17 protein-coding genes and 1 tRNA gene are annotated in these 26517 nt (G+C 72.5%); 8 read left to right on the forward strand and 10 right to left on the reverse strand.

From position 1 onward, the window contains the following. Positions 1 to 264: 264 nt before the first annotated feature. Both ACFVFQ_RS02845 and hrpB read left to right on the forward strand, forming a co-directional pair. Positions 265 to 1095 carry a class I SAM-dependent methyltransferase gene (locus tag ACFVFQ_RS02845; protein WP_383407503.1) on the forward strand — a complete coding sequence of 277 codons (831 nt, stop codon included), beginning with the start codon at positions 265 to 267 and terminating at the stop codon, positions 1093 to 1095. Positions 1096 to 1162: 67 nt separating this feature from the next. Further along, positions 1163 to 3757 carry an ATP-dependent helicase HrpB gene (gene hrpB, locus ACFVFQ_RS02850; RefSeq protein WP_383407506.1) on the forward strand — a complete coding sequence of 865 codons (2595 nt, stop codon included), beginning with the start codon at positions 1163 to 1165 and terminating at the stop codon, positions 3755 to 3757. Between the two features lie 237 nt (positions 3758 to 3994). On the opposite strand, the gene ACFVFQ_RS02855 is transcribed toward hrpB, so the two are convergent. The 3 genes from ACFVFQ_RS02855 to ACFVFQ_RS02865 form a co-directional block, all read right to left on the reverse strand. Next, entirely contained in the window at positions 3995 to 4987 is a 993-nt protein-coding gene (locus ACFVFQ_RS02855) for a DUF3068 domain-containing protein (RefSeq protein WP_383407509.1), read from the reverse strand. Between the two features lie 72 nt (positions 4988 to 5059). Continuing rightward, positions 5060 to 5194 (reverse strand): SPW_0924 family protein, encoded by a 135-nt coding sequence (locus tag ACFVFQ_RS02860; RefSeq protein WP_274916229.1) that lies wholly within the window; start codon positions 5192 to 5194, stop codon positions 5060 to 5062. Between the two features lie 147 nt (positions 5195 to 5341). Further along, on the reverse strand, positions 5342 to 7174 hold the full coding sequence (locus ACFVFQ_RS02865) for a lytic transglycosylase (RefSeq protein WP_383407513.1): 1833 nt from the start codon (positions 7172 to 7174) through the stop codon (positions 5342 to 5344). A 180-nt stretch (positions 7175 to 7354) separates the two neighbouring features. On the opposite strand from ACFVFQ_RS02865, the gene ACFVFQ_RS02870 reads away from it, so the two are divergent. Beyond that, a complete protein-coding gene (locus ACFVFQ_RS02870; RefSeq protein WP_383407518.1) occupies positions 7355 to 8224 on the forward strand; it encodes a DUF4184 family protein in 870 nt (289 codons plus the stop codon). Between the two features lie 51 nt (positions 8225 to 8275). Here ACFVFQ_RS02870 and polA read toward each other — a convergent pair whose 3' ends face one another. Next, on the reverse strand, positions 8276 to 10993 hold the full coding sequence (gene polA / locus ACFVFQ_RS02875) for a DNA polymerase I (RefSeq protein WP_383407521.1): 2718 nt from the start codon (positions 10991 to 10993) through the stop codon (positions 8276 to 8278). Between the two features lie 224 nt (positions 10994 to 11217). Here polA and ACFVFQ_RS02880 point away from each other — a divergent pair, with 224 nt between their 5' ends. Both ACFVFQ_RS02880 and ACFVFQ_RS02885 read left to right on the forward strand, forming a co-directional pair. After that, complete coding sequence (locus tag ACFVFQ_RS02880; protein WP_383407524.1) at positions 11218 to 13515, forward strand: FdhF/YdeP family oxidoreductase; 2298 nt, start codon at positions 11218 to 11220, stop codon at positions 13513 to 13515. 187 nt (positions 13516 to 13702) lie between these two features. Continuing rightward, entirely contained in the window at positions 13703 to 14176 is a 474-nt protein-coding gene (locus tag ACFVFQ_RS02885) for a PaaI family thioesterase (protein ID WP_383407527.1), read from the forward strand. Positions 14177 to 14320: 144 nt separating this feature from the next. Here the strand turns inward: ACFVFQ_RS02885 and ACFVFQ_RS02890 are convergent, their stop codons facing one another. Continuing rightward, positions 14321 to 14983 (reverse strand): ANTAR domain-containing response regulator, encoded by a 663-nt coding sequence (locus tag ACFVFQ_RS02890; RefSeq protein ID WP_383407530.1) that lies wholly within the window; start codon positions 14981 to 14983, stop codon positions 14321 to 14323. Between the two features lie 97 nt (positions 14984 to 15080). Between ACFVFQ_RS02890 and ACFVFQ_RS02895 the strand changes: the two genes are divergently transcribed. After that, a tRNA-Leu gene (locus tag ACFVFQ_RS02895) sits at positions 15081 to 15155 on the forward strand. 109 nt (positions 15156 to 15264) lie between these two features. Beyond that, positions 15265 to 16038: a transcriptional regulator gene (locus ACFVFQ_RS02900; RefSeq protein ID WP_383407533.1), complete on the forward strand. Its 774-nt coding sequence runs from the start codon at positions 15265 to 15267 to the stop codon at positions 16036 to 16038. 50 nt (positions 16039 to 16088) lie between these two features. On the opposite strand, the gene pyk is transcribed toward ACFVFQ_RS02900, so the two are convergent. Both pyk and ACFVFQ_RS02910 read right to left on the reverse strand, forming a co-directional pair. Beyond that, positions 16089 to 17525: a pyruvate kinase gene (pyk, locus tag ACFVFQ_RS02905; RefSeq protein ID WP_383407536.1), complete on the reverse strand. Its 1437-nt coding sequence runs from the start codon at positions 17523 to 17525 to the stop codon at positions 16089 to 16091. 142 nt (positions 17526 to 17667) lie between these two features. Continuing rightward, a complete protein-coding gene (locus tag ACFVFQ_RS02910; RefSeq protein WP_383407539.1) occupies positions 17668 to 18369 on the reverse strand; it encodes an SIMPL domain-containing protein in 702 nt (233 codons plus the stop codon). A 218-nt stretch (positions 18370 to 18587) separates the two neighbouring features. On the opposite strand from ACFVFQ_RS02910, the gene ACFVFQ_RS02915 reads away from it, so the two are divergent. Beyond that, the gene (locus tag ACFVFQ_RS02915) at positions 18588 to 20396 is read left to right on the forward strand and encodes a bifunctional metallophosphatase/5'-nucleotidase (protein WP_383407542.1); all 1809 of its coding nucleotides are present in this window, start codon (positions 18588 to 18590) and stop codon (positions 20394 to 20396) included. Between the two features lie 82 nt (positions 20397 to 20478). Here ACFVFQ_RS02915 and ACFVFQ_RS02920 read toward each other — a convergent pair whose 3' ends face one another. The 3 genes from ACFVFQ_RS02920 to pepN all read right to left on the reverse strand — a co-directional run bounded on the left by ACFVFQ_RS02920 (position 20479) and on the right by pepN (position 26159). Beyond that, entirely contained in the window at positions 20479 to 21915 is a 1437-nt protein-coding gene (locus tag ACFVFQ_RS02920; RefSeq protein ID WP_383407545.1) for a lysine N(6)-hydroxylase/L-ornithine N(5)-oxygenase family protein, read from the reverse strand. Continuing rightward, the gene (locus ACFVFQ_RS02925) at positions 21912 to 23369 is read right to left on the reverse strand and encodes a pyridoxal phosphate-dependent decarboxylase family protein (RefSeq protein WP_383407548.1); all 1458 of its coding nucleotides are present in this window, start codon (positions 23367 to 23369) and stop codon (positions 21912 to 21914) included. Before ACFVFQ_RS02925 ends, ACFVFQ_RS02920 begins: the two co-directional genes overlap by 4 nt. 267 nt (positions 23370 to 23636) lie before the next feature. Next, the gene (pepN, locus tag ACFVFQ_RS02930; RefSeq protein WP_383407551.1) at positions 23637 to 26159 is read right to left on the reverse strand and encodes an aminopeptidase N; all 2523 of its coding nucleotides are present in this window, start codon (positions 26157 to 26159) and stop codon (positions 23637 to 23639) included. Positions 26160 to 26517: the final 358 nt, after the last annotated feature.

Consider the following 26517-nt stretch of genomic DNA (forward strand, 5'->3'; position numbering starts at 1 on the left):
GGCCCCGCAAACCGGAGCTGTCCGAAACGCCTCAAAACCGAGGGGACATTCATACAGATGCGAGCGCGGCCTGCTCCGTCCGAGGCACGCAGGCCCGCAGCGCAACTTGTAGCATACGGGGGCAGCTGGACAGGGTCAATGCGCGAAAGGCGCACACCTGGGGCAGAACGCTCCATACCCGGCACACGCGATGTTCCGCGAGGCCGTAGGGCCTCGCAGTCCCCCGCTGCGACAAGCAGTGCGAAGACTACGACGACGGGCGCGATGAGCCAATACGCGAAGGACAACGAACCGGAGGCGACCCGACGTGATGCCTCGGACACCGAGAGCAGCCGGGCCAACCGCGGCTGGTGGGACCGCAATGCGGACGACTACCAGCTAGAGCACGGCTCCTTCCTCGGGGACGACCGGTTCGTCTGGGGGCCGGAGGGGCTCGACGAGGCGGACGCCGCGCTGCTGGGGCCGGCCGGGGAGTTGAAGGGGCGGCGCGTCCTGGAGATCGGGGCCGGCGCGGCCCAGTGCTCCCGCTGGTTGGCGGCCCAGGGGGCGCTGCCGGTGGCGTTGGACCTCTCCCACCGGCAGCTCCAGCACGCGCTGCGGATCGCCGACGACGCCGGCGACGCGGTCGCGCTGGTGGAGGCGGACGCGGGCGCGCTGCCGTTCCGCGACGACAGTTTCGACCTGGCCTGTTCCGCCTACGGGGCGCTGCCGTTCGTCGCCGATCCGGTGCGGGTGCTGCGCGAGGTCCGGCGGGTGCTGCGGCCGGGCGGGCGGTTCGTCTTCTCGGTGACGCACCCGATCCGCTGGGCCTTCCCCGACGAGCCGGGCCCGGAGGGCCTGTCGGTGGCGGCCTCCTACTTCGACCGCACGCCCTACGTCGAGCAGGACGAGAACGGGCGCGCGGTGTATGTGGAGCACCACCGGACGGTGGGCGACCGGGTGCGGGACGTGGTGACGGCCGGTTTCCGGCTGGTGGATCTCGTCGAACCGGAATGGCCGGAATGGAACACCCAGGAGTGGGGCGGCTGGTCGCCGCTGCGCGGGCATCTGATCCCGGGGACGGCGATCTTCGTGTGCGAGGCGGGCGGGGCGTAGCGCTGCGGGAGCCGGCCCTCTTGGGGCGGGCGGCCGGCGCGTGGTGTCCGGGCGGCAGACTGGAGCGGTGAGCCTCACCCCTTCCCCGGCCGCCGGTGCGCCCGGTGCCGCCCTCGCCGAACTGCCCGTCCGCAGCGCGCTGCCCGCGCTGCGCAGTGCCCTGGACACCGTCGGTACCGCGGTGCTGTGCGCGCCGCCGGGCACCGGCAAGACGACCCTGGTGCCGCTGGAGCTCGCCGGGCTGATCGGCGCGGGGCCGCGGCGGCGGGTGCTGGTCGCCGAGCCGCGTCGGATCGCGGCCCGTGCGGCGGCCCGGCGGATGGCCTGGCTGCTGGGCGAGCGGGTGGGCGAGGGCGTCGGCTTCACGGTGCGCGGGGAGCGGCGGGCCGGGCCCCGTACCGCGGTGGAGGTGGTGACCACCGGGGTGCTGTTGCAGCGGTTGCAGCGCGATCCGGAGCTGGCCGGGGTGGACGCCGTGATGCTGGACGAGTGCCACGAGCGGCATCTGGACGCCGACACCTGCGCGGCCTTCCTGTTGGACGTACGGGCGGCGCTACGGCCGGAGTTGCAGCTGCTGGCGGCCTCGGCCACGACGGACGCGGAGGGCTGGGCGCGGCTGTTGGGCGGCGCCGACGAGCCGGCTCCCGTGGTGACGGCGGAGGGGGTCTCGCACCCCGTGGAGACCGTGTGGGCGCCCCCGGAGCGGCCCATCGCGCCGGCGCACGGGATGCGGGTGGACCCGGCGCTGCTGGCGCACGTCGCCGCCGTGGTGCGCCGGGCCCTGCGGGAGCAGGACGGCGACGTGCTGTGTTTCCTGCCCGGAGTGGGGGAAATCGCGCGGGTCGCGGGGCAGTTGGGCGACGTGGACGCCGAGGTGTTGCAGGTGCACGGGCGGGCGCCGGCCGAGGTGCAGGACGCCGTGCTGGCCGGCGGGGACGGTCGGCGGCGGGTGGTGCTGGCGACGGCGGTGGCGGAGTCGAGCCTGACCGTGCCGGGGGTGCGGGTCGTGGTGGACGGCGGGCTGGCGCGGGTGCCGCGGATGGACCATGCGCGCGGGCTGAGCGCGCTGACGACCGTGCGGGCCTCGCGGGCGGCGGCGCGGCAGCGGGCCGGGCGGGCCGGCCGGCAGGGGCCCGGGGTGGCCTACCGCTGCTGGGCGGAAGGGGAGGACGGGCGGATGCCGCGCTTCCCCGACCCGGAGATCAGGGTCGCGGATCTGACCGCGTTCGCTCTTCAGGCGGCCTGTTGGGGCGATCCGTCCGCGAGCGGACTGGCGCTGCTCGACGCGCCGCCGGCCGGGGCGCTGGCCGCGGCCCGCGAGGTGTTGACGGCGATCGGCGCGGTGGACGCGGCCGGGCGGGCCACCGAGCGGGGCGTACGGATGGCGCGGCTCGGGCTCCATCCGCGGCTGGCCCGCGCCCTGTTGGACGGTGCAGCCGAGGTCGGGGCGCGGCGCGCCGCGGAGGTGGTGGCGCTGCTGAGCGAGGAGCCCCCGCGGTCCTACGGGGACGATCTGGCGGCGGCGTGGCGCACCGCGCGGCGGGGCGGCGACGCCTACGCCGAGCGGTGGCGGCAGGAGGCGCGGCGGCTCGCGGCGGCGGCCGGGGAGCCGGGGCGGGAGCCCGCCGAACGACCGGCGGCCGGCGCGGTGTCGGAGGACGCGGTGGCCGGACTGATCGCGGCGTTGGCCTTCCCGGAGCGGGTGGCCAGGGCGCGCGGCGCCGGCAGCTACCTGATGGCGTCCGGGACCGGCGCCGAACTGGCCGGGGCGGCATCCGGGGGCCGGGCCGGCGACGGGTCGCGACTGCGGGACGCGGCCTGGCTGGCGGTCGCGGTGGCGGACCGGCCCGTCGCGGCGGCATCCGCCCGGATCCGGCTCGCGGCCGTGATCGACGAGGAGACCGCCCGCGCCGCGGCCGGGGCGCTGTACTCCTCCGAGGAGGAAGTCCGCTGGGCGGACGGGGAGGTGGTGGCCCGGCAGGTGAGCCGGCTGGGCGCGATCGAGCTGACGGCCCGGCCGCTGTCCGCGCCGGATCCCGGGCTGCTGCGGGACGCGGTCGTCGACGGGCTGCGGCGGGAGGGGCTCGGGCTGCTGCGGTGGACGCCGGGGGCGGGCGCGGTGCGGGAGCGGATGGCCTTTCTGCACCGGGAGTTGGGCGCGCCGTGGCCTGAGGTGTCGGACGCGGCGCTGCTGGAGCGCGTCGAGGACTGGCTGGGGCCGGAGTTGGGGCGGGCCCGGCGGCGGGCCGATCTGGCGCGGATCGACGCGGGGCAGGCGCTGACCCGGCTGTTGCCGTGGGCGACCGGCGAGGCGGTGCGCTTCGAGGAGCTGGCACCGGAGCGGATCGAGGTGCCCAGCGGCTCCCGGGTGCGCGTGGATTACGGTGGCGAGCAGCCCGTACTGGCCGTGAAGCTCCAGGAGTTGTTCGGACTGCGCCAGTCGCCGCGGGTGGCGGGCGGGCGGGTGCCGGTGCTGGTGCATCTGCTGTCGCCGGCGGGGCGGCCGGCCGCGGTCACCGCGGATCTGGCCTCCTTCTGGCGGGACGGCTACCGGGCCGTGCGCGCGGAGCTGCGCGGCCGCTACCCCAAGCACCCCTGGCCGGAGGACCCTTCGACGGCGGAACCGACCCGGCACACCACGGCGCGGCTGCGGCGGGGGTGAGACCCCGCCCGGCGGGGCGGGCCCACCGCGGGGCGGACGGGCCCGTGGGCGGGCTGCCTCCCGGGCGGCGAGGAGCCTCAACTCCCGTACGGAGCAGGCCATTCGGAGGCCCGCCGGTCGGTTCCCCGACCGGTTCCTCGGTCGGCTCGTCGGTCGGCTCGTCGGTCGGCTCGTCGGTCGGCTCGTCGGTCGGCTCGTCGGCGTGAGGGAGTGGTTCGTCAGCGTCATGTCTCCACGTTACGGACCACCACTGACAACGCCCCCGCCCGACGCCGCCTGGCCCGGCCGAGGTCGCCGCGCGCGGGCTTCGAGGAGCAGGCTGGCGGCGAGGAGCGCGGCGCCGAGGGCCAAAAAGCCCCAGGGCAGGTAGCTGGTGAGCAGCAGGACGAGGGTGCGCTGCGCGGAGACCAGGGCGACGGTGGAGTCGACGTAGTCGGCGCGCATCTTCACATGGCCGGCGAAGGCGGTGACCTTGCCGCCGCCGGGCAGGAGTTGGCCGCCGCGCAGCTCCTCCTTGTGGATCTCCTCGCCGTTGACGGGGGCGCCGGTGACCGGGTCGACCCAGAACATCCGCGTGGTGGAGTACCAGCGGGTGGTGCCCATCTTCTCGACGGCCTGCGGCGTGATGCCCTTGACCGGCATCTTCTTGGGCAGCGGGACCCGGGTCCAGGGGATGGTCTGCTCGAAGTAGTAGACCTCCAGCCCGTGGAAGGTGCGGGTCCCCTTGTAGTGGATGGGGGCGGAGGTGCGGGTCTGCGGGTCGAAGTAGGCGTAGTCGCGCTTCTCGGTGAGGAACGGCCACTTGTACTCGATGCCGGAGCGGCGCACGGGGTCGCCGTCGACCATCTCCCCCGCGGCGTGCACGGGTTCCTGGGAGTGGGCGTCGAAGACGTAGCGCTCGGGGATCTCGGAGACCATCTTGCCGTCGGGGCCGGCCACATAGGACAGCGCGTCCCAGACGACGACGGAGCGGCCGAGGGCCCGTTGGACGCGGTGGGCCTCGGCGACGTTGCCCTTGAGGGTCTGCACGATGGTGACCTTGGGGACCTGCCGGGCCTTCATGGTGCCGTAGTCGAGGAGGGTGGCGGGCCTGGCCTCCAGGACCATGGCCTGGTACTGGCTGGGCGGGATCTTGGCGAGGCGGGGGAAGGCGTACCACCGCATCAGGGGAGACAGGGCGGTGAAGAAGGCGGCGAGCCCGAGCAGGACGAGGCTCGCGGTGCGGCGCATCCCCCTTGGCGGCCTCGACGGGTGCGTCCCGGTACCGGGCGGAGTTCGGCGCATGGCGGTGGCGTCCCTCCTTCAGGGGCGTGCGGGCACGGTGGTCAGCAGCGGCTTGGGGGAGGTGTGGCCTTCGGGGGCGCCGATCGCGGTGATCGTGAAGACCAGGGCGAGCGCGGCGGCCAGGCCGATCGCGGCTGCTGTCAGGGCGCGCATGGCCGTCCTCCCGGAGAACTGGACTGATGCAGCGTCAGGGCGGGGGCACGGTAGCAACGGGCGGCGAAGATGAGAACACGTTGCACCGCCGCCCCTGCCCGGGCATACGGGCGGGACGGCGGTGGCGGGGCGGGCGGGGCCCGGCGGTCAGCGGGCGGCGGGCGCCGTCACGGTGAGGGTGACGGTCAACGTGGCGCCGTCGGCGGTGGTCAACCGGAGCCGGAAGGTGCCGGGGTGACCGTCGGTGTAGATCTTCGGGAGGGTGAGCAGGCCGTCGGCGTCGGTGGTGAGGCCGGTGAGAGTGCGGACCGGCTTGTCCTTGGCGGCGCCGGTGGCCTTGGGGTCCTTGAAGTAGGGGCCGCGGTCGTTCTCGACGGGCTTCTTGGGGTCGTCGGTGACCATGGTGGCGGTGACCGCGACGCCGGGTGCGGCCTTGCCCCGGTAGGTCGCCTTGAGTTGGACCGCGTCGTCGGCGTAGGGGCCGCCGGCCGCCACCGTCAGCGGCCGGTCGGAGGTCCGGGCGAGCGCGTCGGCCTTTGGGGCGGGCTTGGCCGTGACGGTGCCCTTGGCGTCGACGGGCGGCACCGTGCGGCCGACGGCGGTGGCGCGGACGGTGAACGCGCCCGGGGTCTCGCCGGCGTGCAGCGTCGGGGCGGTGGCCAGGCCGTCCTTGCCGGTTTTGACGGTGGCCTCGGTGGCGCCGCCGGGGAAGCTGGTGCCGGTGGTGCCGGTGAGGCTGAAGCGGATCGCGGCGCCGGCCACCGGCTTGCCGTGGGCGTCCGTGGCGCGGACCCGCACGGGGGTGGTGAAGTCGGTGCCGGCGGTGGCCGTGAGGTCCTTGCCGCCCTGGTCGCCGACCGGTTCGAGGGCGGTGAGCGGGGCGGGCTTGGCGGGCGGCGGCTTCGGGGTGGGCGTGGGGGTCGGCGTGGGCTTCGGGTCGTCCGGGGTTGGCTTCGGGTGGGGCGTGGGGGCCGGGGCGCCGCCGTCGTGCGAGGGCCCGGAGGGGCCGCCGTTGCCGGGCGAACCACCGGGCAGCGACGGCGTGTTGGGCTTCTGCTGGCCGGCCGGCCCGCCGGGCGTCCCCGGGTGCGTGCCCTTCGCGTCGCCACCGTGGCCCGGCTTCCCGGTCCCGTCACCGGTGGCGGGGGTGCCGCCGCCGCGCCGTACGGGGAGCGGACCCTTGCCGTCCGGTACCTCGAACGTGCCCTTCCGGTAGAACGCGTACCAGGACAGCACCGTCCGCAGGTAGGCGGTGGAGTCGTTGTAGCCGAGGACGGCCCGGTCCAGGTCGGTCTGGTCGGACAGGTCGCGGCCGTTGCCGCAGAGGTAGCGGCCGGCGGCGAGGGTGGCGTCGTAGACGTTGTTGGGGTCCTTGATGCCGTCGCCGTTGCCGTCGGCGCCCCAACCCGCCCAGGTGGAGGGGATGAACTGCATCGGGCCCACGGCCCGGTCGTGGACGGGGTCGCCGTCGTAGCGGCCGCCGTCGGTGTCGGGTATCAGGGCGAAGCCGTTGCCGTCGAGCACCGGGCCGAGGATCGGCCGGAGGGTGGTGCCCTTGGCGTCCACCGCGCCGCCGCGGGCGTGACCGGACTCCACCTCGCCGATTCCGGCGAGCAGTTGCCAGGGCAGATGGCAGCCCGGTTGGGAGACGCGCAGCCGGGCCTCGGCCTCCTTGTAGGCGGCCAGTACGGTGGCCGGAATGCCCGCCTGGGAGGGGCCGTGCACGCCACTTTCGGGGCCTCCCGAGTGGCCGGAACCGTTCGGTGGGACGGGGCTGTTGAGCGGCGGCAGATCGGTGTAGTAGGGCGAGCCGCCGTCGATGGGGGTGTGGGCGGGCGGCACCGGGGTGCGCTCCGCGCGGGCCGTCGGATGCTTCGCGGCACCGGGCGCCTGCGAGGCGGTCAGCGCGGCCAGCGCCGCCGCTGCCACGGCCGTTGAGGCCACTCCCCTTTGGAGTCGCCGCCGGAATGTGGCTGCCATACCTGGTGTCCCCTCCGTCGACCCACCGCGTGCATTCCTGTCGCCGGTGCCCGGCTTCCCACGCGCGTCGTCGCACCGCGCTCCCCGTAACTCAACTCCGGCGACATTACGACAACTCGGGCCGCGCAGCCACCACTCCCCTCGGCCACATAATGATCCGAATCGATCAAGGAGGGGCAGATGCCGTTCACCCTGAGCCATGCCGCCGCCGTGCTCCCGCTCATCCGCCGCACCGGCACGGCCCACGGGCCCCTGGTCGCCTCCGCCTTGGTCGCCGGCTCGTTCGCCCCGGACGTGACGTACTACGCGGCCACCGTGCTCCCGGGCGGTATGGCCTTCGGCACGGTCACCCACTCCCTGCCCGGCGTGCTGACCGTGGACGCCCTGCTCACCGCGGTGTTGGCCGCCGGCTGGCGGTGGGTGCGCGAGCCGCTGCTGGCACTGCTGCCGCCGGCGAGGCGGGAGAGGCTCGGGGCGTTCGCCCGCGGCCGGCCCCGGCGAGGCGGCACCATCCGCGAACGGGCCGCGCTGGCGGGCTGGTTCTACGCCTCGGCGGTGCTCGGCGCGCTGACCCACGTGGTCTGGGACGCCTTCACCCACCCCGGGCGCTGGGGCAGCCGCCTGCTGCCCCAGCTCAACACGGTGCTGGGCGACCGGCCGTTGGCCATGTACCTCCAGTACGCGACCTCCGCGCTGGCACTGCTGGCGCTCGGATGGTTCCTCCGCGCGGCGCTACGGGAGCGCCCCGCGGCCGGGACCGCCGACACCGGCACCACTCCCGAACTATCCATACGGGCGCGGCTGTTGCTCACCGCCCCGATCGCCCTGGGCGCGCTGCTCGGCGCCGGCTACCGCACGCTGCGGGCCTACGCGGTCCACGGGGCCACCGTGGGGTGGTTCGACTACCTGCCGGACCTGCTCTTCGGGGCGGGCGCCGGGCTCGCAGTCGGGCTGCTGGTCAGCGCGGCGGGCACCCGGCTCCTGGGCCGGCGCCGGACGCACCACGCCCCCGCCGCGGCGGACGGCCCCGCCGAGGCCAAGGCCGCCTGAGCGGCCCGGGGTGCGCACGGAGCGGACGCCGCGCACACCCCCGGCCGGCCGTCAGTGCGCCGCCGACTCCCAGTCCCTGCCGTGACCGACCGAGACGTCCAGCGGGGCGCGGAGCTCGACGGCCGCCGCCAGCTCCTTGCGCACCAGCTCCTCGACCCGGGCGCACTCCCCCGGGGCCACCTCGACCACGATTTCGTCGTGGACCTGGAGCAGCATCCGCGAGGACAGCTCCGCCGCCCGCAGCGCCGCATCGACCCGCAGCATCGCGATCTTGACGATGTCCGCGGCGGTGCCCTGGATCGGGGCGTTCAGCGCCATCCGCTCGGCCATCTCGCGGCGCTGGCGGTTGTCGCTGTTGAGATCGGGCAGATAGCGGCGGCGACCCAGGATCGTCTCGGTGTACCCGGTGGCCCTGGCCTCCTCCACGACGCGCTGGAGGTAGTCCCGCACCCCGCCGAACCGCTCGAAGAAGGTGTCCATCAACTTGCGGGCCTCGTCCGGCTGAATGCCCAGCTGCTGGGAGAGCCCGAACGCCGACAGTCCATAGGCCAGCCCGTACGACATCGCCTTGATCTTGCGGCGCATCTCCGGGTCGACCTCGTCCTTGGCGACCGAGAAGACCTGCGAGGCGACCGTGGTGTGCAGGTCCTCACCGGAGGTGAACGCCTCGATCAGGCCCTCGTCCTCGGAGAGGTGGGCCATCACCCGCAGCTCGATCTGGCTGTAGTCGGCCGTCAGCAGCGTCTCGAAGCCCTCGCCGACGACGAAGCCGCGGCGGATCGCCCGGCCCTCGTCCGTCCGCACCGGGATGTTCTGCAGATTGGGGTCGGTGGACGACAACCGGCCCGTGGCGGCCACGGTCTGGTTGAAGGTGGTGTGGATCCGGCCGTCCGCGGCGATCGCCTTGATCAGGCCCTCGACCGTGGCCCGCAGCTTGGCCTGCTCCCGGTGACGCAGCATGATCACCGGGAGCTCGTTGTCGGTCTGCGACGCCAACCACGCCAGCGCATCGGCATCGGTGGTGTAACCGGTCTTGGTCTTCTTGGTCTTGGGCAGACCCAACTCCCCGAACAGCACCTCCTGGAGCTGCTTGGGCGAGCCGAGGTTGAACTCATGACCGGCCGCGGCGTGCGCCTCCTTCACCGCCTGCTGCACGGCGCCGGCGAACTGCTGCTCCATCCGCTCCAGCCAGCCCCGGTCGGCGGCGATCCCGGCCCGCTCCAAACGGGCCAGCAACTCACTGGTCGGCAGCTCCACTTCGCGCAGCAGATCGGCCGCGCCGACCTCCGCCAGCTTCGTCCCGAACGCCGTCCCCAGATCGAGGACCGTGCGAGCCTGCGCCATCAGCGCCTCTGCCTCGGCCTGCTCGTCCACGCCGAACGCCAACTGGCCGTCCCCGGCCGCCGCCGGCGCCAGGTCACGGCCCAAGTACTCGATGGACAGGGCGTCCAGCGCGAACGAACGACGACCGGGCTTGACCAGATAGGCGGCGAGCGCGGTGTCCATGGCCACGCCCTCGATGCGCCAGCCGTGCTCGCCGAAGACCCGCATCAGGCCCTTGGCGTTGTGCATCACCTTGGGCCGCTCGGCATCCGCGCTCCAGGCGGCGAACGCCCGCTCGTCCGCCTCGTCCAGCTGCGCCGGATCGAACCACGCGGCGGGGCCGTGCCCGGTGGCCAGCGCCACCTCGGCGACGCTGCCGCTGCCCAGCGACCACACGTCGACGGTGGCCACGCCCAACGGGCCCACACCGTGCTCCGCCAGCCACGGGGCGAGCTCACCGGTGCCCAGGACCGTGCCGTCCACCTCAACGCCGGCCGCCGGCTCGGCCTCCTGCGCACTCTCGACGGAACCCGGGTCCACCGCCAGCAGGCGGTCCCGCAGGCCCTGGTTGCGGATCTCCAGGGCGTTCAGGAAGACCTTCAGCGCCTCGCGGTCGTAGGGCTCGCGGGTCAGCTCGGCCGGGCCGCAGGGCAGCTCCACGTCGCGGACCATCTCGGTCAGCCGGCGGTTCAGCTTCACCGACTCCAGATGATCGCGGAGGTTCTGCCCCGCCTTGCCCTTGACCTCGTCGACGCGCTCCACCAACTCCGCGAACGAACCGAACTGGTTGATCCACTTCGTGGCCGTCTTCTCACCGACGCCGGGGATGCCGGGGAGGTTGTCCGACGGGTCGCCGCGCAGGGCCGCGAAGTCCGGGTACTGGGCAGGGGTCAGGCCGTACTTCTCGGCGACCTTCTCCGGGGTGAAGCGGGTCAGCTCCGAGACGCCCTTGGTCGGGTAGAGCACCGTGACGTCCTCAGAGACCAGCTGGAAGGAGTCCCGGTCGCCGGTGACGATCGACACCTCGAAGCCCAGGGCCGTGGCCTGTGTGGCGAGGGTGGCGATCACGTCGTCCGCCTCGAAGCCGTCCACCGCGAAGCGCTTGACGTGCATCGCGTCCAACAGCTCGCCGATCAGCTCGACCTGGCCCTTGAACTCGTCGGGGGTCTTGGAGCGGTTCGCCTTGTACTCCGGGAACTCCTCCGAGCGCCACGTCTTGCGGGAGACGTCGAACGCCACCGCGAAGTGCGTGGGGGCCTCGTCACGCAGGGTGTTCGCGAGCATCGACGCGAAGCCGTAGATCGCATTGGTCGGTTGCCCGGTCGCGGTGGTGAAATTCTCCACGGGCAGGGCGAAGAACGCCCGGTATGCCATGGAATGCCCGTCCATCAGGAGCAGGCGCGGACGGCCACCCGCCGCCGCCTCGGTGCCGGTCGCTTCGCTCATCTTCACTGCCTTTCCTGCCACGCCCCCGATCCTGCCACGGCCCACTGACAATCCCCGCCGCGGCGGCAACCCACCCACCCGCCACACCCCACCCACCGGCGCACACTCCCCTACTCCCCGCGCCCCCGCCATGACAGGATCGACACCGCACCACTCACATGTGCACGGCAACGACCCGCCGCGCCCGGCGATCCCGTCCGGCACACAACCCCAGGGAGAGCGCCATGGCAGGCAAGCCGCCCGCATCCGACCCCGTCCAGGACGCGCCCGAGGTCGGCACGCCCCAACACTCCGCCGTCGGCATCCCGGCCATCACCAACGCGCTCAAGATCTCCCAACAACAGATGGGCGTCCGCCGCACCGCCCTCACCCTCCTCCGCGTCAACCAGAAGAACGGCTTCGACTGCCCCGGCTGCGCCTGGCCCGAGGACGACAAACGGCACGCCGCCGAATTCTGCGAGAACGGCGCCAAGGCCGTCGCCGAAGAAGCCACCCTCCGCCGCGTCACCCCCGACTTCTTCGCCGCCCACCCCGTCAGCGACCTCGCCACCCGCAGCGGCTACTGGCTCGGCCAACAAGGCCGCCTCACCCACCCCATGTACCTCCCCGAAGGCGCCGACCACTACCAACCCCTCACCTGGGAGCGCGCCTTCGACCTCATCGCCGAGGAACTCACCGCCCTCGACACCCCCGACGAGGCCGTCTTCTACACCTCCGGCCGCACCAGCAACGAAGCCGCCTTCCTCTACCAGCTCTTCGCCCGCGAATTCGGCACCAACAACCTCCCCGACTGCTCCAACATGTGCCACGAGTCCTCCGGCTCCGCCCTCACCGCCACCCTGGGCGTCGGCAAGGGCAGCGTCCTCCTGGAAGACCTCTACAAGGCCGACCTGATCATCGTCGCCGGCCAGAACCCCGGCACCAACCACCCCCGGATGCTCAGCGCCCTGGAGAAGGCCAAGACCGGCGGCGCAAAGATCATCTCGATCAACCCGCTCCCCGAAGCCGGCCTCGAACGCTTCAAGAACCCCCAGACCCCCCGCGGCCTCGCCGGCGGCGGCACCACCCTCACCGACCTCTTCCTCCAAGTCCGCCTCGGCGGCGACCAGGCCCTCTTCCGCGCCCTCAACCAGCGCCTCCTGGCCACCGAAGGCGCCCTCGACACGGACTTCATCCGCGAACACACCCACGGCTTCGACGAGTTCGCCGCCCTCGCCAACGCCACCGACGACGCCGAGACCCTGCGCGCCACCGGGCTCACCCAGGACGAGATCGACCGCGCCCTCGCCATGGTCCTCGCCTCCCAGCGCACCATCGTCTGCTGGGCCATGGGCCTGACCCAACACAAGCACTCCGTCCCCACCATCGCCGAGGTCGTCAACTTCCTCCTGCTGCGCGGCAACATCGGCCGCCCCGGAGCCGGCGTCTGCCCCGTACGCGGCCACAGCAACGTCCAGGGCGACCGCACCATGGGCATCTTCGAACGCCCCGCACCCGCCTTCCTCGACGCCCTGGAAAAGGAATTCGGCTTCGCCCCGCCCCGCCACCACGGCTACGACGTCGTCCGCGCCATCCGCGCCCTACGGGACGGCCACGCCAAGGTCTTCTTCGCCATGGGCGGCAACTTCGTCTCCGCCACCCCCGACACCGACGTCACCGAAGCCGCCGTCCGCCGCGCCCGCCTCACCGTGCACGTCTCCACCAAACTCAACCGCTCCCACGTGGTCACCGGCGCCCGCGCCCTGATCCTGCCCACCCTCGGCCGCACCGAACGGGACCGCCAAGTCCGCCCCGACGGGACAAGCGCCGACCAATACGTCACCGTCGAGGACTCCATGGGCATGGTCCACGCCTCCCGCGGCCGCCTCGAACCCGCCAGCCCCCACCTCCTCTCCGAACCGGCCATCGTCGCCCGCCTCGCCCGCCGCGTCCTCGGCCCCCAAAGCGCCACCCCCTGGGAAGAGTTCGAGAAGGACTACGCCACCATCCGGGACCGCATCGCCCGCGTCATCCCCGGCTTCGAGGACTTCAACGCCAAGGTCGCCCGCCCCGGAGGCTTCACCCTCCCGCACGCCCCCCGGGACAGCCGCACCTTCCCCACCGCCACCGGCAAGGCCAACTTCACCGCCGCCCCCGTGGAACACCCCACCGTCCCCGAAGGCCGCCTCCTCCTCCAGACCCTGCGCTCCCACGACCAGTACAACACCACCATCTACGGCCTCGACGACCGCTACCGCGGCATCAAGAACGGCCGCCGCGTCATCCTCGTCCACCCCGACGACGCGGCCCAACTCGGCTTCGCCGACGGCGCTTACGCCGACCTCGTCAGCGAATGGACCGACGGCAGCGAACGCCGCGCCCCCGGCTTCCGCGTGGTCCACTACCCCACCGCCCGCGGCTGCGCGGCCGCCTACTACCCCGAGACCAACGTCCTGATCCCGCTGGACCACACCGCCGACACCAGCAACACCCCTGCCGCCAAGTCCGTCGTCGTCCGCCTGGAGACCGCACGGGACGCCTGACGGGCGGGCCCGGCGGGGCCCTTGGCCGGCGGCCGTGGCGGGGTGGCCGCCGGCCGACGACGGCCACCCCGCGGCGGGCGCCCGCACAGCCGCCTGATAGGAACAGGCCCAGATCGGCCACGATCAAGGCCGCTGTCACAGCCACGTGCCACAGGCGCCGTCAAGGGCGAGCGAAACGGAGCAGTCCATGGGAGAGCAGAGCACGACCACCTTCCCGCAGGAGATCCTCGACCAGTGGGCCGGCATCGGGGTCGACCTGCCCGCCCTCTTCTCCGCCGGCCACCTCGGCGAGCGGATGAGCGTCCGGGTCACCCACGCCGCCCCGGAACGGGTCGTCGGCACCATGCCCGTCGAGGGCAACACCCAGCCCTACGGACTGCTGCACGGCGGCGCCTCCGCCGTCCTGGCCGAAACCCTCGGCTCCGTCGGCGCGATGCTGCACGGCGGCCCCACCAAGGCGGCCGTCGGCGTCGACCTCAACTGCACCCACCACCGCGGCATCCGCTCCGGACTCGTCACCGGCACCGCCACCCCCGTACACCGCGGCCGGTCCACCACCACCTACGAGATCGTCATCACCGACGAGCAGGACAAGCGGGTCTGCACCGCCCGCCTGACCTGCCTGCTGCGCGACGCCGACCCCGCCATGTACCGCGCCTGACCACCCCGCGCACCACAACGCCGGTGGCGCCCACACGGGCACCACCGGCGTTCAACGGGCCACACAGGGACGCCCAACACCCCTGCCGGCCCCGGCAGTTACGGGCCGGACCTCCTACCTACTGGTCCTGACCCCTCTAGCCCTTCAGTCCTTCTTCTGGTCCTTCTGCTGCTGGCGCTCCGCCGCGTCCTCGATGACCGCCTCGGCCACCTGATGCATCGACAGCCGGCGGTCCATCGACGTCTTCTGGATCCACCGGAAGGCGGCCGGCTCCGCCAGCCCGTACTGGGTCTGCAGGATGCTCTTCGCCCGGTCCACCAGCTTCCGGGTCTCCAGCCGCTGGGTGAGGTCGACGACCTCCTTCTCCAGCGCCCTCAGCTCGGTGAACCGGCTCACCGCCATCTCGATCGCCGGCACCACGTCGCTCTTGCTGAACGGCTTGACCAGGTAGGCCATCGCGCCCGCGTCGCGGGCCCGCTCCACCAGTTCGCGCTGCGAGAACGCGGTCAGCATCAGGACCGGGGCGATGCTCTCCTCGGCGATCTTCTCGGCCGCCGAGATGCCGTCCAGGATCGGCATCTTCACGTCCAGGATCACCAGATCGGGACGGTGCTCGCGGGCCAGTTCCACGGCTTTCTGACCGTCTCCGGCCTCACCGACGACGGTGTAGCCCTCCTCCTCCAGCATCTCCTTGAGGTCGAGGCGGATCAGCGCCTCGTCCTCGGCGATCACGACGCGCGTGGTCAACGGCGGGACGTGCGACTGGTCGCCATCGGCAACGGGCTGCTGGGGCTCGGCGGCACTCAAGGGGACTCCTCGTTCCAGGCAGGTGGTGCTCCATGAGCCTACCTATGTCCTGTAGTGTGGTCCCACAGCAGGTAGGCGCTATCCTTTGATTCCGCCGGCCCCGGTAGCCCAATTGGCATGAGGCAATGGATTCAAAACCCATACAGTGTCGGTTCGAGTCCGACCCGGGGCACTTTACCTTCGATTCCAAGGTCACCCGAGAATCGAGGGGATTCGCTCGATAGAGCGAACTACCGCCCGTCCGGACATTCACGGGCACTTCTTACTGCACGGTCGCTTCCATGTACGACCGTGCAACCCGCGAACGAGTCCTCGCCCTCGTGACCCAGGGCCGCAGCCTCAACTCCGTCAGCAAACAGACCGGGATATCGCGCTACGCGATCCGGTCATGGCAGACCCGGATCCAGCCACTCCCGCGCACGGCAGCGGCATGCTCACGCTGCGAGCGGGAGCCGCGCCCGCCCGGCGCTCTCTCGTCGTATGCCTACCTGCTCGGCCTCTACCTCGGCGACGGGTGCATCAGCCGTCAGCCCAGAGGCGGATACGCCCTGCGCATCGCGTGCGCGGACGCCTGGCCCGGGCTGATCTCGGCGTGCCGGGAGGCGATGCAGGCCGTGCGCCCGATGAACAGCGTGTGCACGGTGCAGAAGCAGGGCTGCGTCATGGTGACGAGCTCCAGTCAGCACTGGCCGTGCCTCTTCCCCCAGCACGGCCCCGGCAAGAAGCACGAGCGGAGGATCGCCCTCGAAGGGTGGCAGCAGGCGATCGTGGACGACCATCCCTGGGAGTTCATCCGCGGGCTCGTGCACTCCGACGGTTGCCGGATCACCAACTGGACGGTGCGGACGGTCGGTGGGGAGCGCAAGCGCTACGAGTATCCGCGTTACTTCTTCACGAACACGTCCCCCGACATCGTGCGGCTCTACACGGACACCCTCGACAAGGTCGGCGTCGCGTGGAAGCCCACGCGGCAATCCCGTAAGGCCGAGAACATCTCCGTCGCGCAACGTGGTTCCGTGGCGCTCATGGACCAACACATAGGGCCGAAGCACTGACGGGGACGGCAGTCAGTTCCTCGGCCCAGCGGGTTCGGGTGCGGGTGGTGCTAGTTGTGCGGGTCGGCGTCGCCGATGCGGTGGACGCGGACGAGGTTGGTGGAGCCGGGGACCCCGGGCGGGGAGCCGGCGGTGATGATGACGAGGTCGCCCTTCTGGCAGCGGCCGATCTTCAGGAGTTGCTCGTCGACCTGGGCGACCATCTCGTCGGTGGAGTTGACGGTGGGGCCGAGGAAGGTCTCCACCCCCCAGGTGAGGTTGAGTTGGGAGCGGGTGGCGGGGTCGGGGGTGAAGGCGAGGAGGGGGATGGGCGAGCGGTAGCGGGAGAGGCGGCGGACGGTGTCGCCGGACTGCGTGAAGGCGACGAGGAACTTGGCGCCGAGGAAGTCACCCATTTCGGCGGCGGCGCGGGCGACGGCGCCGCCCTGGGTGCGGGGCTTGCTGCGTTCGGTCAGCGGCGGGAGTCCCTTGGCGAGGATGTCCTCCTCGGCGGCCTCGACGATGCGGCTCATGGTGCGGACCGTCTCGGTGGGGTACTTGCCGACGCTGGTCTCGCCGGAGAGCATCACGGCGTCGGTGCCGTCGATGATGGCGTTGGCGACGTCGCTGGCCTCGGCCCTGGTGGGGCGGGAGTTGTCGATCATCGAGTCGAGCATCTGGGTGGCGACGATGACCGGCTTGGCATTGCGCTTGGCGAGTTTGACCGCGCGCTTCTGGACGATCGGGACGGTTTCCAGGGGCATTTCGACGCCGAGGTCGCCGCGGGCGACCATGATGCCGTCGAAGGCGGCGACGATGTCGTCGATGTGCTCGACGGCCTGGGGCTTCTCGACCTTGGCGATGACGGGCAGGAAGCGGTTCTCCTCGCGCATGATGCGGTGGACGTCGCGGATGTCGCGGCCGTTGCGGACGAAGGAGAGGGCGATGACGTCGGCGCCGTAGCGCAGGGCCCAGCGGAGGTCGTCCTGGTCCTTCTCGGAGAGGGCGGGGACGGAGACGGCGACGCCGGGGAGGTTGAGGCCCTTGTGGTCGGAGACCATGCCGCCCTCGATGACCTTGGTGTGGACGCGGGGCCCCTCGACTGCGGTGACTTCGAGGGTGACCTTGCCGTCGTCGACGAGGATCCGTTCGCCGGGGGTGACGTCGGCGGCGAGGCCGGAGTAGGTGGTGCCGCAGATCCGCCGGTCGCCCTCGATGCCGTCCTCGACGGTGATGGTGAACGCGTCGTCGCGTTCGAGAAGTACGGGGCCTTCGTGGAAGCGGCCCAGGCGGATCTTCGGGCCTTGAAGGTCGGCGAGGATGCCGACGCTGCGGTGGGACTCTTCGGAGGCTTTGCGGACCCGGTCGAAGCGCGCTTCGTGGTCGGCGTAGGTGCCGTGGCTGAGGTTGAAGCGGGCGATGTCCATGCCGGCGTCGACGAGGGCCTTGATCTGCTCGTACGAGTCGGTGGCGGGTCCCAGTGTGCAGACGATCTTTGCTCGGCGCATGCTTCGAGCCTATGACCTACCCGGCGGTAGGGAACTGTGGCGACATGACTGCTCAACGACCGCTCGGTGAAAGGCTGTTGACAAGTAATGGAATGGGCGCGAGGCCGCTCCGATGAGCGGATCGGGGGCCTCGCGCGGGGCGTCAGAGCACCGGACGGGTCATGGTGAAGCGGGCGTTGACGGCGGCGCGGACGGTCTGCCGGCGGGGTTCGAGGTCGAGGGCGGGGGCGGCTTCGAAGGGGGCGCTGCGGGCGGCGCCGCCGGCCGCGAAGCCGTAGCCCTGTTGGTGGGGTTGGCCCTCGGCGCCGAGGTCGGCGATTTCGAGGACGGCGTCGAGGCGGGCGCCGAGGGCCTCGGCGTATTCACGGGCGCGTTGGACGGCCTCCTGGACGGCTCGGGTGCGGGCGGTGCGGTGGGCGGGCGAGTTGGGGCGCAGGTCCCACCAGGGGCCGTCGACGCGGGTGAGTTCGAGGTCGGCGAGGCGGGTGGTGAGTTCGCCGAGGGCGGTGAAGTCGTTGAGGGTGGCGGTGAGGGTGACGTGTCCTTGGTAGGCGCGGACGCGCTCGTGGCGGCCCTTTTCGGTGAGTTGGGGGGTGAGGGTGAAGCTGCCGGTCTCCAGGTGTTCGACGGCGGTGCCGTAGCTCTTGACGAGGGTGAGGGCCTGTTCGTTGCGGCGGGTGAGGTCGGTGAGGGCGGTGGTGCGGTCGGTGCCGCGGGCGTTGACGGTGACGGTGACGCGGGCGATTTCGGGGTCGACTTCGAGGTGGGCCTCGCCGCGGACGGCGAGGCGGGGGGCGTCGGGGGTCCCGTAGGGCAGTGCGGTGGGGGGTGTGGGGTCGGTCATGGGTGGTGGGTGTCCTTCTGTGGTGGTGGGTGTGGTGCGGGGTTGTTGGGGTTGCAGGGTGACACAGGGGCGGGATGGGGGTTGGTCATCGGATCGCAACCTGTGGGGGGTGTTGCGCGAGGGGTGGCTGCGTCAGAATCTACGCGCGTTGTCCGGGTCGCATGCCCGGGCCGTGCCGCACCGTTGGGGCATGTGCCGTGTCTTTCAGGGGAGTTGGGATGGGGTTCGACCGGAGGAAGTTCCTGGGTGGTTCCGTGGTGGCGGGGGCGGGGGTGGTGCTCGGGGGACCGGGCGCGCCCGTCGCATCGGCGGCGCCGGCCAAGCCGGATGGCGCCGAACGGCGCCGGGACCGCTACGCGTTCACCGTCATGGGGACGACGGACCTGCACGGGAACGTCTTCAACTGGGACTACGCCACCGATGCGGAGTTCGACGATCCGGACCACAACGACGTGGGGCTGGCGAAGATCTCCACGCTGGTGGGCGACGTCCGCCGGGCGCGGGGGCGGGAGAACACCCTCCTGATCGACGCCGGCGACACCATCCAGGGCACGCAACTGGCGTACTACTACGCGAAGGTGGACCCGATCACCGGTCCGCGCGGGCCGGTGCATCCGATGGCGCGGGCGATGAACGCGATCGGCTATGACGCGGCGGCGCTGGGGAACCACGAGTTCAACTACGGGATTCCGGTGCTGCGGAAGTTCGAGGAGAGCTGCCGCTTCCCGCTGTTGGGCGCCAACGCGCTGGACGCCCGGACGCAGCGGCCGGCGTTTCGTCCGTATGTCATCAAGCGGCTGTCAACGCCGCGGGGGCGGGACGTGCGGGTGGCGGTGCTGGGGCTGACCAACCCCGGGATCGCGCTGTGGGACAAGGCCCATGTGCAGGGGAAGTTGACCTTTCCCGGCCTTCCCGAGCAGGCCGCGAAGTGGGTGCCGCGGCTGCGGTCGATGGGCGCCGACGTGGTGATCGTGGCGGCGCACTCGGGGGCCAGCGGCACCTCGTCGTACGGGGACCAGCTGCCGTACGTGGAGAACGCGGCGGCGCTGGTGGCGGAGCGGGTGCCGGGGATCGACGCGATCCTGGTGGGGCACGCGCACGTGGAGATCCCGGAGCGGCGGGTGGTGAACAAGGAGACGGGCCGCGAGGTGGTGCTGTCGGAGCCGTTGAAGTGGGGGCAGCGGTTGACCCTCTTCGACGTGGCGGTGCAGTGGCGCCGGGGTCACTGGGAGGTCGACTCGGTGGGGGCGAAGGTGCTCAACTCCAACACGGTGGCGGAGGATGCGCGGATCACGACGCTGCTGCGGGCCGAGCACCGCAAGGTGGTGGCGTATGTGAACCAGGTGATCGGGAAGTCGAAGGCGGAGATGTCGGCGCAGCAGGCGCCGGTGAAGGACACCCCGATCCTGGACTTCATCGCGTATGTGCAGGCGGAGGCGGTGCGCAAGGCCCTGGCGGGGTCGGCGCACGCGTCGTTGCCGGTGCTGTCGCAGGCATCGTGCTTCTCGCGGACGGCGAGGGTGCCGGCGGGGGACGTGTCGATCCGGTCGATGGCGGCGCTGTATCCGTTCGACAACACCCTGGAGGCGCGGGTGTTGACGGGGAAGCAGCTGCGGGAATACCTGGAGTTCTCGGCGCGCTATTACGTGCGGACGGCGCCGGGCGGTCCGGTGGATCCGGCGCGGATCACCAATGCGGACAACATTCCGGATTACAACTACGACGCGGTGAGCGGGGTGGCGTATGAGATCGATATCGCCAAGCCGGTGGGGCAGCGGATCGGGAAGCTGACGTTCGACGGGAAGCCGGTGGCGGACGCGGCGCGGTTCGTGCTGGCGGTGAACAACTACCGGGCGAACGGCGGGGGTGGCTTCCCGCATGTGGCGTCGGCCGAGCAGGTGTGGCAGACGTCGGAGGAGATCCGGAATCTGATCATTGCCTGGGTGAAGGCGAGCGGGGTGATCGATCCGGCGGTGTTCGCGAAGGTGGAGTGGCGGTTGACGCGGGACGGGGTGCCGGTGTTCTAGGGCGCGGAGAGCTGCCCGGTGCCGGTGTGTCCGCCCCTCTCCCCCGCTCACCGTTCGGGCGGGGTGGGAGGGGCGGTGGCGCTCAGTGGCGGGGGACGAGGGTGGAGCCCTGGCGGGGGACGGTGCCCGAGCGGCGGGGTTGGGGCTGGCTGAGGCCGAAGGTGGTGAAGGCGGTGCGGCCGGGGAGGGTGTAAGGGCTGTTGCCGGTGAGGGAGTTGAGGATGGTGGCGCTGCGCCAGGCGGCGAGTCCGAGGTCGGGGGCGCCGGCGCCGTGGGTGTGGCGTTCGGCGTTTTGGACGTAGACGGAGCCGGTGATGGCGGGGTCGAGGACGAGGCGGTGGTGCTCGTCGATGCGGGGGCGTTCGGAGGCGTCGCGGCGGAGGTAGGGGTCGAGGGCGGCGAGGAGGGTGTCGAGGCGGCGCTCGCGGTAGCCGGTGGCGAGGACGACCGCGTCGGTGGTGAGGCGGGAGCGGCTGCCCTGTTGGGCGTGTTCGAGGTGGAGTTCGACCTTGGTGGTGCCGACCCGGCCGGCGGTGCGGACCTGGACGCCGGGGGTGAGGACGGCGTTGGGCCAGCCGCCGTCGAGGGTGCGGCGGTAGAGCTCGTCGTGGATGGCGGCGAGGGTGTCGTGGTCGATGCCCTTGTAGAGCTGCCATTGGGCGGGGAGGAGCTCGTCGCGGACGCGTTCGGGCAGACCGTGGAAGTAGCGGGTGTAGTCGGGGGTGAAGTGTTCCAGGCCGAGCTTGCTGTATTCCATGGGGGCGAAGGCCGGGGTGCGGGCGAGCCAGTGGAGGTGCTCGCGGCCCTCGGGGCGGGCGCGGAGTTGGTCGAGGAAGATCTCGGCGCCCGATTGGCCGGCGCCGATGACGGTGAGGTGCTCGGCGGCCAGGAGTTGTTCGCGGTGGTCGAGGTAGTCGGCGGAGTGGATGACGGGGACGGTGGGGGCCTCGGCGAGGGGGCGGAGCGGGATGGGGATGTGGGGGGCGGTGCCGATGCCGAGGGCGAGGTTGCGGGCGTAGGTGCGGCCGAGGGCCTCGGCCTCGCCGTCGGCGTCGAGTTGGGTGAAGTCGACCTCGAAGAGGTGGCGTTCGTGGTTCCAGCGGACGGCGTCGATGTGGTGGCCGAAGTGGAGGGCGGGGAGGTTTTCGCTGACCCAGCGGCAGTAGGCGTCGTATTCGGCGCGGTGGATGTGGAAGCGCTCGGCGAAGTAGAAGGGGAAGAGGCGTTCGCGGGTCTTGAGGTAGTTGAGGAAGGTCCAGGGACTGGCGGGGTCGGCGAGGGTGACGAGGTCGGCGAGGAAGGGGACTTGGAGGGTGGCGCCGTCGATGAGGAGGCCGGGGTGCCAGTGGAAGGCGGGGTGTTGGTCGTAGAAGGCGGTGCGGAGCTGGGTGAGGGGGTGGGCGAGGGCCGCGAGGGAGAGGTTGAAGGGGCCGATGCCGATGCCGGCGAGGTCGAGGGGCTCGTCGGGGCCGGGGGCGTCGGTGGTGGTGTCGGGGTCGTTGTGCGGTGGGGTGTTCATCGCGGGGTGTGGCCTTCCACGAGCTTGAGGAGGTGGGTGAGGTCTCCGGGTTGGGTGTGGGGGTTGAGGAGGGTGGCTTTGAGCCAGAGGCCGGTGGGGGTGGTGGCGCGGCCGAGAACGGCGTGGCCTTCGGTGAGGAGGGAGCGGCGGATGGTTGCGAGGGTGGCGTCGTCGGCGTCGGTGGGGCGGAAGAGGACGGTGGTGAGGGTGGGGCGGGAGTGGAGTTCGTAGCCGGGGTGGGCGTCGATGAGGTCGGCGAGGGTCTGGGCGGCGGCGAGGGTGCGGTCGACGAGGTCGCCGAGGCCCTGGCGGCCGAGGGCCTTGAGGGTGACGGCGATCTTGAGGATGTCGGGGCGACGGGTGGTGCGCAGGGAGCGGCCGAGGAGGTCGGGGACGCCGGCTTCGGTGTCGTCGTCGGCGTTGAGATAGTCGGCCTGGTGGGCGAGGGGGGTCAGGGTGGCGGGGGTGGGGACGGCGAGGAGGCCGGCGGCGACCGGTTGCCAGCCGAGTTTGTGCAGGTCGAGGGTGACGGTGTGGGCGCGGGAGAGGCCGGTGAGGGCGGTGTGGTGGGTGGTGCTGAAGAGGAGGGGGCCGCCGTAGGAGGCGTCGACGTGGAGGCGGGCGCCGTGTTGGTCGGCGAGGTCGGCGAGGGCCGGGAGGGGGTCGAGGGCGCCGGCGTCGGTGGTGCCCGCGGTGGCGATGAGGAGGATGGGGTCGACAGGGCTGTCAGGGCCGACGGGACCGACTGGGCCAACGGGACCGCTGCGTCCGGTGAGTTCGGCGAGGCAGGTGTGGACGGTGGCGGGGTCGAGGGTGCCGTGGGGGGTGGGGAGGGTGAGGGGTTCGGGGAGGCCGAGGAGCCAGGCGGCGCGGTGGACGCTGTGGTGGGCGTTGGCGCCGCAGACGATGCGCAGGGGGCCGGTGATGCCCGGGGGACGGGGGGCCTCGCGGGCGAGCAGGAGGGCGAGTTGGTTGGACTCGGTGCCGCCGGTGGTGACCAGGGCGTCGGGTGCGGTGGCCGTGGGGTAGACGAGGGCGGCGAGGGCGCGGGCGGTGTGGGCTTCGAGCTCGGAGGCGGCGGGGGCCTGGTCCCAGGAGTCCATCGAGGGGTTGAGGGCGCTGGCGGCGAGGTCGGCGGCGGTGGCCAACGCCAGCGGGGGGCAGTGCAGATGAGCGGCGCAGTGCGGGTCGGCGGGGTCGGCGGCGCCGACGGCGAGGGTGTGCACGAGGGTGCGGAGGGCGGTGTGCGGGTCGGTGCCCTCGTCGGAGAGGAGGGGAAGGCAGGTGTCGCGCACGGCGCGGGCGACGACGTCGGGGCCGCCGGGCGGGAGGGGGCCGGAGCGGTCCTGGGCGCCGGTGGTGAGGGCGTCGAGGACGGTGTCAAGGAGGGGGCGGAGCGCGCGGGGGCCGTCGGTGCCGCCTGCAAGGGCGGTGCCGGCAGGGGCGACTGACATCAAGTGGGCTCTTCTTCAACGGGAGTTGGCTGCACAGGGGCCGGACCTTAGGCCGCCCTAAGTTACTGGGCCGATACGGCGGGTATCCACCCGTTGCGCCGCTACCACCCGTTCGTGGGACGGCTGTCCCGCAGGTGTTCGGTTGCCTGCGGTCTTGCGCCCCGTCGAAGGGCGGGCGTCGGGGAGTTGGCGCGAACGCGACGCGGGTGCCGCCGGCGACCCTCCACCACCCGACGACACCCGCACCCGTCAACTCCCCCGCTCCCCCTACGCGTTGGCGGCAGCCTCCCGGACCCGCAACGCCCGTCGCACGTCGTCGAGTTGGTCGTCGAGGGTACGCCGCAGGGCGGGCGTCGGGTCGCCCTCGGCCAGGCAGCGTTCGCCGAGGCGGAGGGTGGCCTCCTCGACGCAGACGGCGGGGAACGCGTACCGGCCGGCGGCCTTGGCGAGGGCCGGCCCGCGGCGGGCGGCGAGGGCGGGCACCTCGGCGAAGTAGCGGGCGACGTACGGGCGGAGCAGGTCCTGCTGCTCGGGGACCCAGAAGCCGGTGGCGGTGGCGGTGAAGAGGTAGTTGGAGAGTTCGGCCTCGGCGTCGGCGGTGAACAGGGCGTCCCAGGCGGCCCGTTTGGCGTCCGGGTCGGGCAGCGCGGCGCGGCAGCGGGCGGCGCCCTCGCGGCCGGTGGCGCTCTGGTCGTCGGCGAGTTCGGCGTCGATGGCCTCGGGGGTGGTGGCGCCGAGGGCGGCGAGCCGGCCGAGGATGCGCCAGCGCAGTTCGTGGTCGAGGGCGGGGCCGCCGGGGACGCTGCCGTCGTCGAGCCAGTCCTGGATGGGCTCGGGGGTGGTGGCGCTGTCGATGAGGACGCGGACGGCGGTCAGCCGCAGGCCGGCCTCGGGGCCGTCGCCGGGGCCCTCGGTGCGGCGCAGGATCGCGCGGCTGAGGGCGGTGAGGGTGGTCAGGGCGGTGTGCCGGGCCTCCGGCGGAAGGTAGCGGTCGGCGATCTGGGTGCGGGCGAAGGCGAGCACGCCCTGGACGACGGCGAGGTCGTTCTCGTGTGGGAGGTGGTCGCGGGCCACGTCCAGGTAGGCGGTGGGCGCCAGTTCGCCGTCGCGGACCAGGTCGCGGGCGGCGTTCCAGACGACCGCGCGGGTCAACTGGTCGGGCAGGCCGGACAGGGCGCGGGCGGCCGTCCGCCAGGAGGCGGGATCGAAACGGACCTTGGCGTAGCTGAGGTCGCCGTCGTTGAGGACGACGAGGGCGGGGGCGGCCTGGGGGAAGGTGCGCCGGGCGGGGTCGCCGTCCGCCGGGACGTCCACGTCGAAGCGGTCGCGCAGGGCCAGGCGGTCGGTGTGGGCCGGGTCCGGGTCGTAGGCGCCGACGGTGATGCGGTGCGGGCGGCTGCCGGTGTGGGCGACGTGCAGGTGCCAGGTGCCGTTGCCCTCGACGAGGGTGGGGGTGAGGGTGTCGACGCCGGTGGTGCGCAGCCAGCGCTCGGCCCAGGCGTGGACGTCGCGGTCGGTGGCGCGGGCCAGGGAGTCGAGGAAGTCGGCGAGGGTGGCGTTGCCGAAGCGGTGCCGGGCGAAGTGGTCGTTGATGCCGGCGAGGAAGTCCTTCTCCCCCATCCAGGCCACGAGTTGGCGCAGGGCGGAGGCGCCCTTGGCATAGGAGATGCCGTCGAAGTTGAGGAGGGCGGAGGCGGTGTCGGGGACGTCGTGGGGGGCGGGGGCGACGGGGTGGGTGGAGGGGCGCTGGTCGGCGTCGTAGCCCCAGCCCTTGCGGGCGACGGCGAAGTCGGTCCAGGTGCCGGTGAAGCGGGTGGCCTCGGAGAGGACCTGGTAGCCCATGTACTCGGCGAACGACTCATTGAGCCAGATGTCGTCCCACCACCGGAGGGTGACCAGGTCGCCGAACCACATGTGGGCCATCTCGTGGGCGATGACCATGCCGCGGGTCTGGCGCTCGGTGTCGGTGACGGCGGAGCGGAAGACGAACTCGTCGCGGAAGGTGACCAGGCCGGGGTTCTCCATCGCGCCGGCGTTGAACTCCGGGACGAACGCCTGGTCGTAGGAGTCGAAGGGGTATGGCTCGGTGAAGATCTGGTGGTAGCGGTCGAAGCAGCGGCGGGTGAGGTCGAGGAGTTCCTCGGCGTCGGCGTCGAGGTGGGGCGCGAGGGAGCGGCGGCAGTGCAGGCCGAAGGGGAGACCGGCGTGTTCGGTGCGGACGGAGTGCCAGGGGCCGGCGGCGACGGCGACCAGGTAGGTGCTGATGCGGGGGGTGGCGGCGGCCCGCCAGGTGCCGTCGGGGAGTTGCTCGGTGCGGCCGTTGGCGAGCACGGTCCAGGTGGGCGGGGCGGTGACGGTCAGCTCGAAGACGGCCTTGAGGTCGGGCTGGTCGAACGCGCCGAAGACGCGCTGGATGTCGTCCATGAACAGCTGCGTGTAGACGTAGCTCTCGCCGTCGGCCGGGTCGGTGAAGCGGTGCATGCCCTCGCCGGTGCGGGAGTAGCGCATGGTGGCGTCGAGGCGCAGCTCGTGCGGGCCGGCGGCCAGGCCGGTGAGGGGCAGCCGGTTGCCGTCCAGGGCCGCGGGGTCCAGCCGGTGGCCGTCGAGGGTGGCGGCGTGGAGGGCGGCGGGCTTGATCTCAACGAAGGTGTCGCCCGGCTCGCGGGCGGTGAAGTGGATGGCGGTGCGGGAGGCGAACTCCTCGTCGCCGCGGGTGAGATCGAGCGCGACCTCGTACCGGTGGACGTCGAGCAGCTGGGCGCGGGCTTCGGCTTCGGGACGTTGCAGCATGGGGCGAGCTTGTCATGTGGGGCTTCCCACGTTGGGGTTGCGGTGGGGGGCTCTTCCGCCGGGCCCTGGCGGTTGTGGGTTGCTCGCCGTGGCGGCGGGAGGGGTGTTCGCGGCCGGGCCCTGCGGTGTTGGCTGCGGCCGGGGGCTTGTGCCTGGCGGGTCCTGACGGGCCCTGACGGGCCCTGACGGGTTCCGCCCGGTGGGGGCTTGCGCCTCACGGGTCCGCGCTGACGGGTCCACCCTCACGGTTCTGTCCGGTGGGGGCTAGCGCTTCGCGGCCTCTCGCCGTGGGTGGGGCCGGAGGGGCTGTCCCGGGGTACGTCCTCGGTGCGGGCGCCTCTGGTCAGTCAAATGACGC

Source organism: Streptomyces sp. NPDC057743, from assembly GCF_042798755.1.
Classification (GTDB): Bacteria; Actinomycetota; Actinomycetes; order Streptomycetales; family Streptomycetaceae; genus Streptomyces.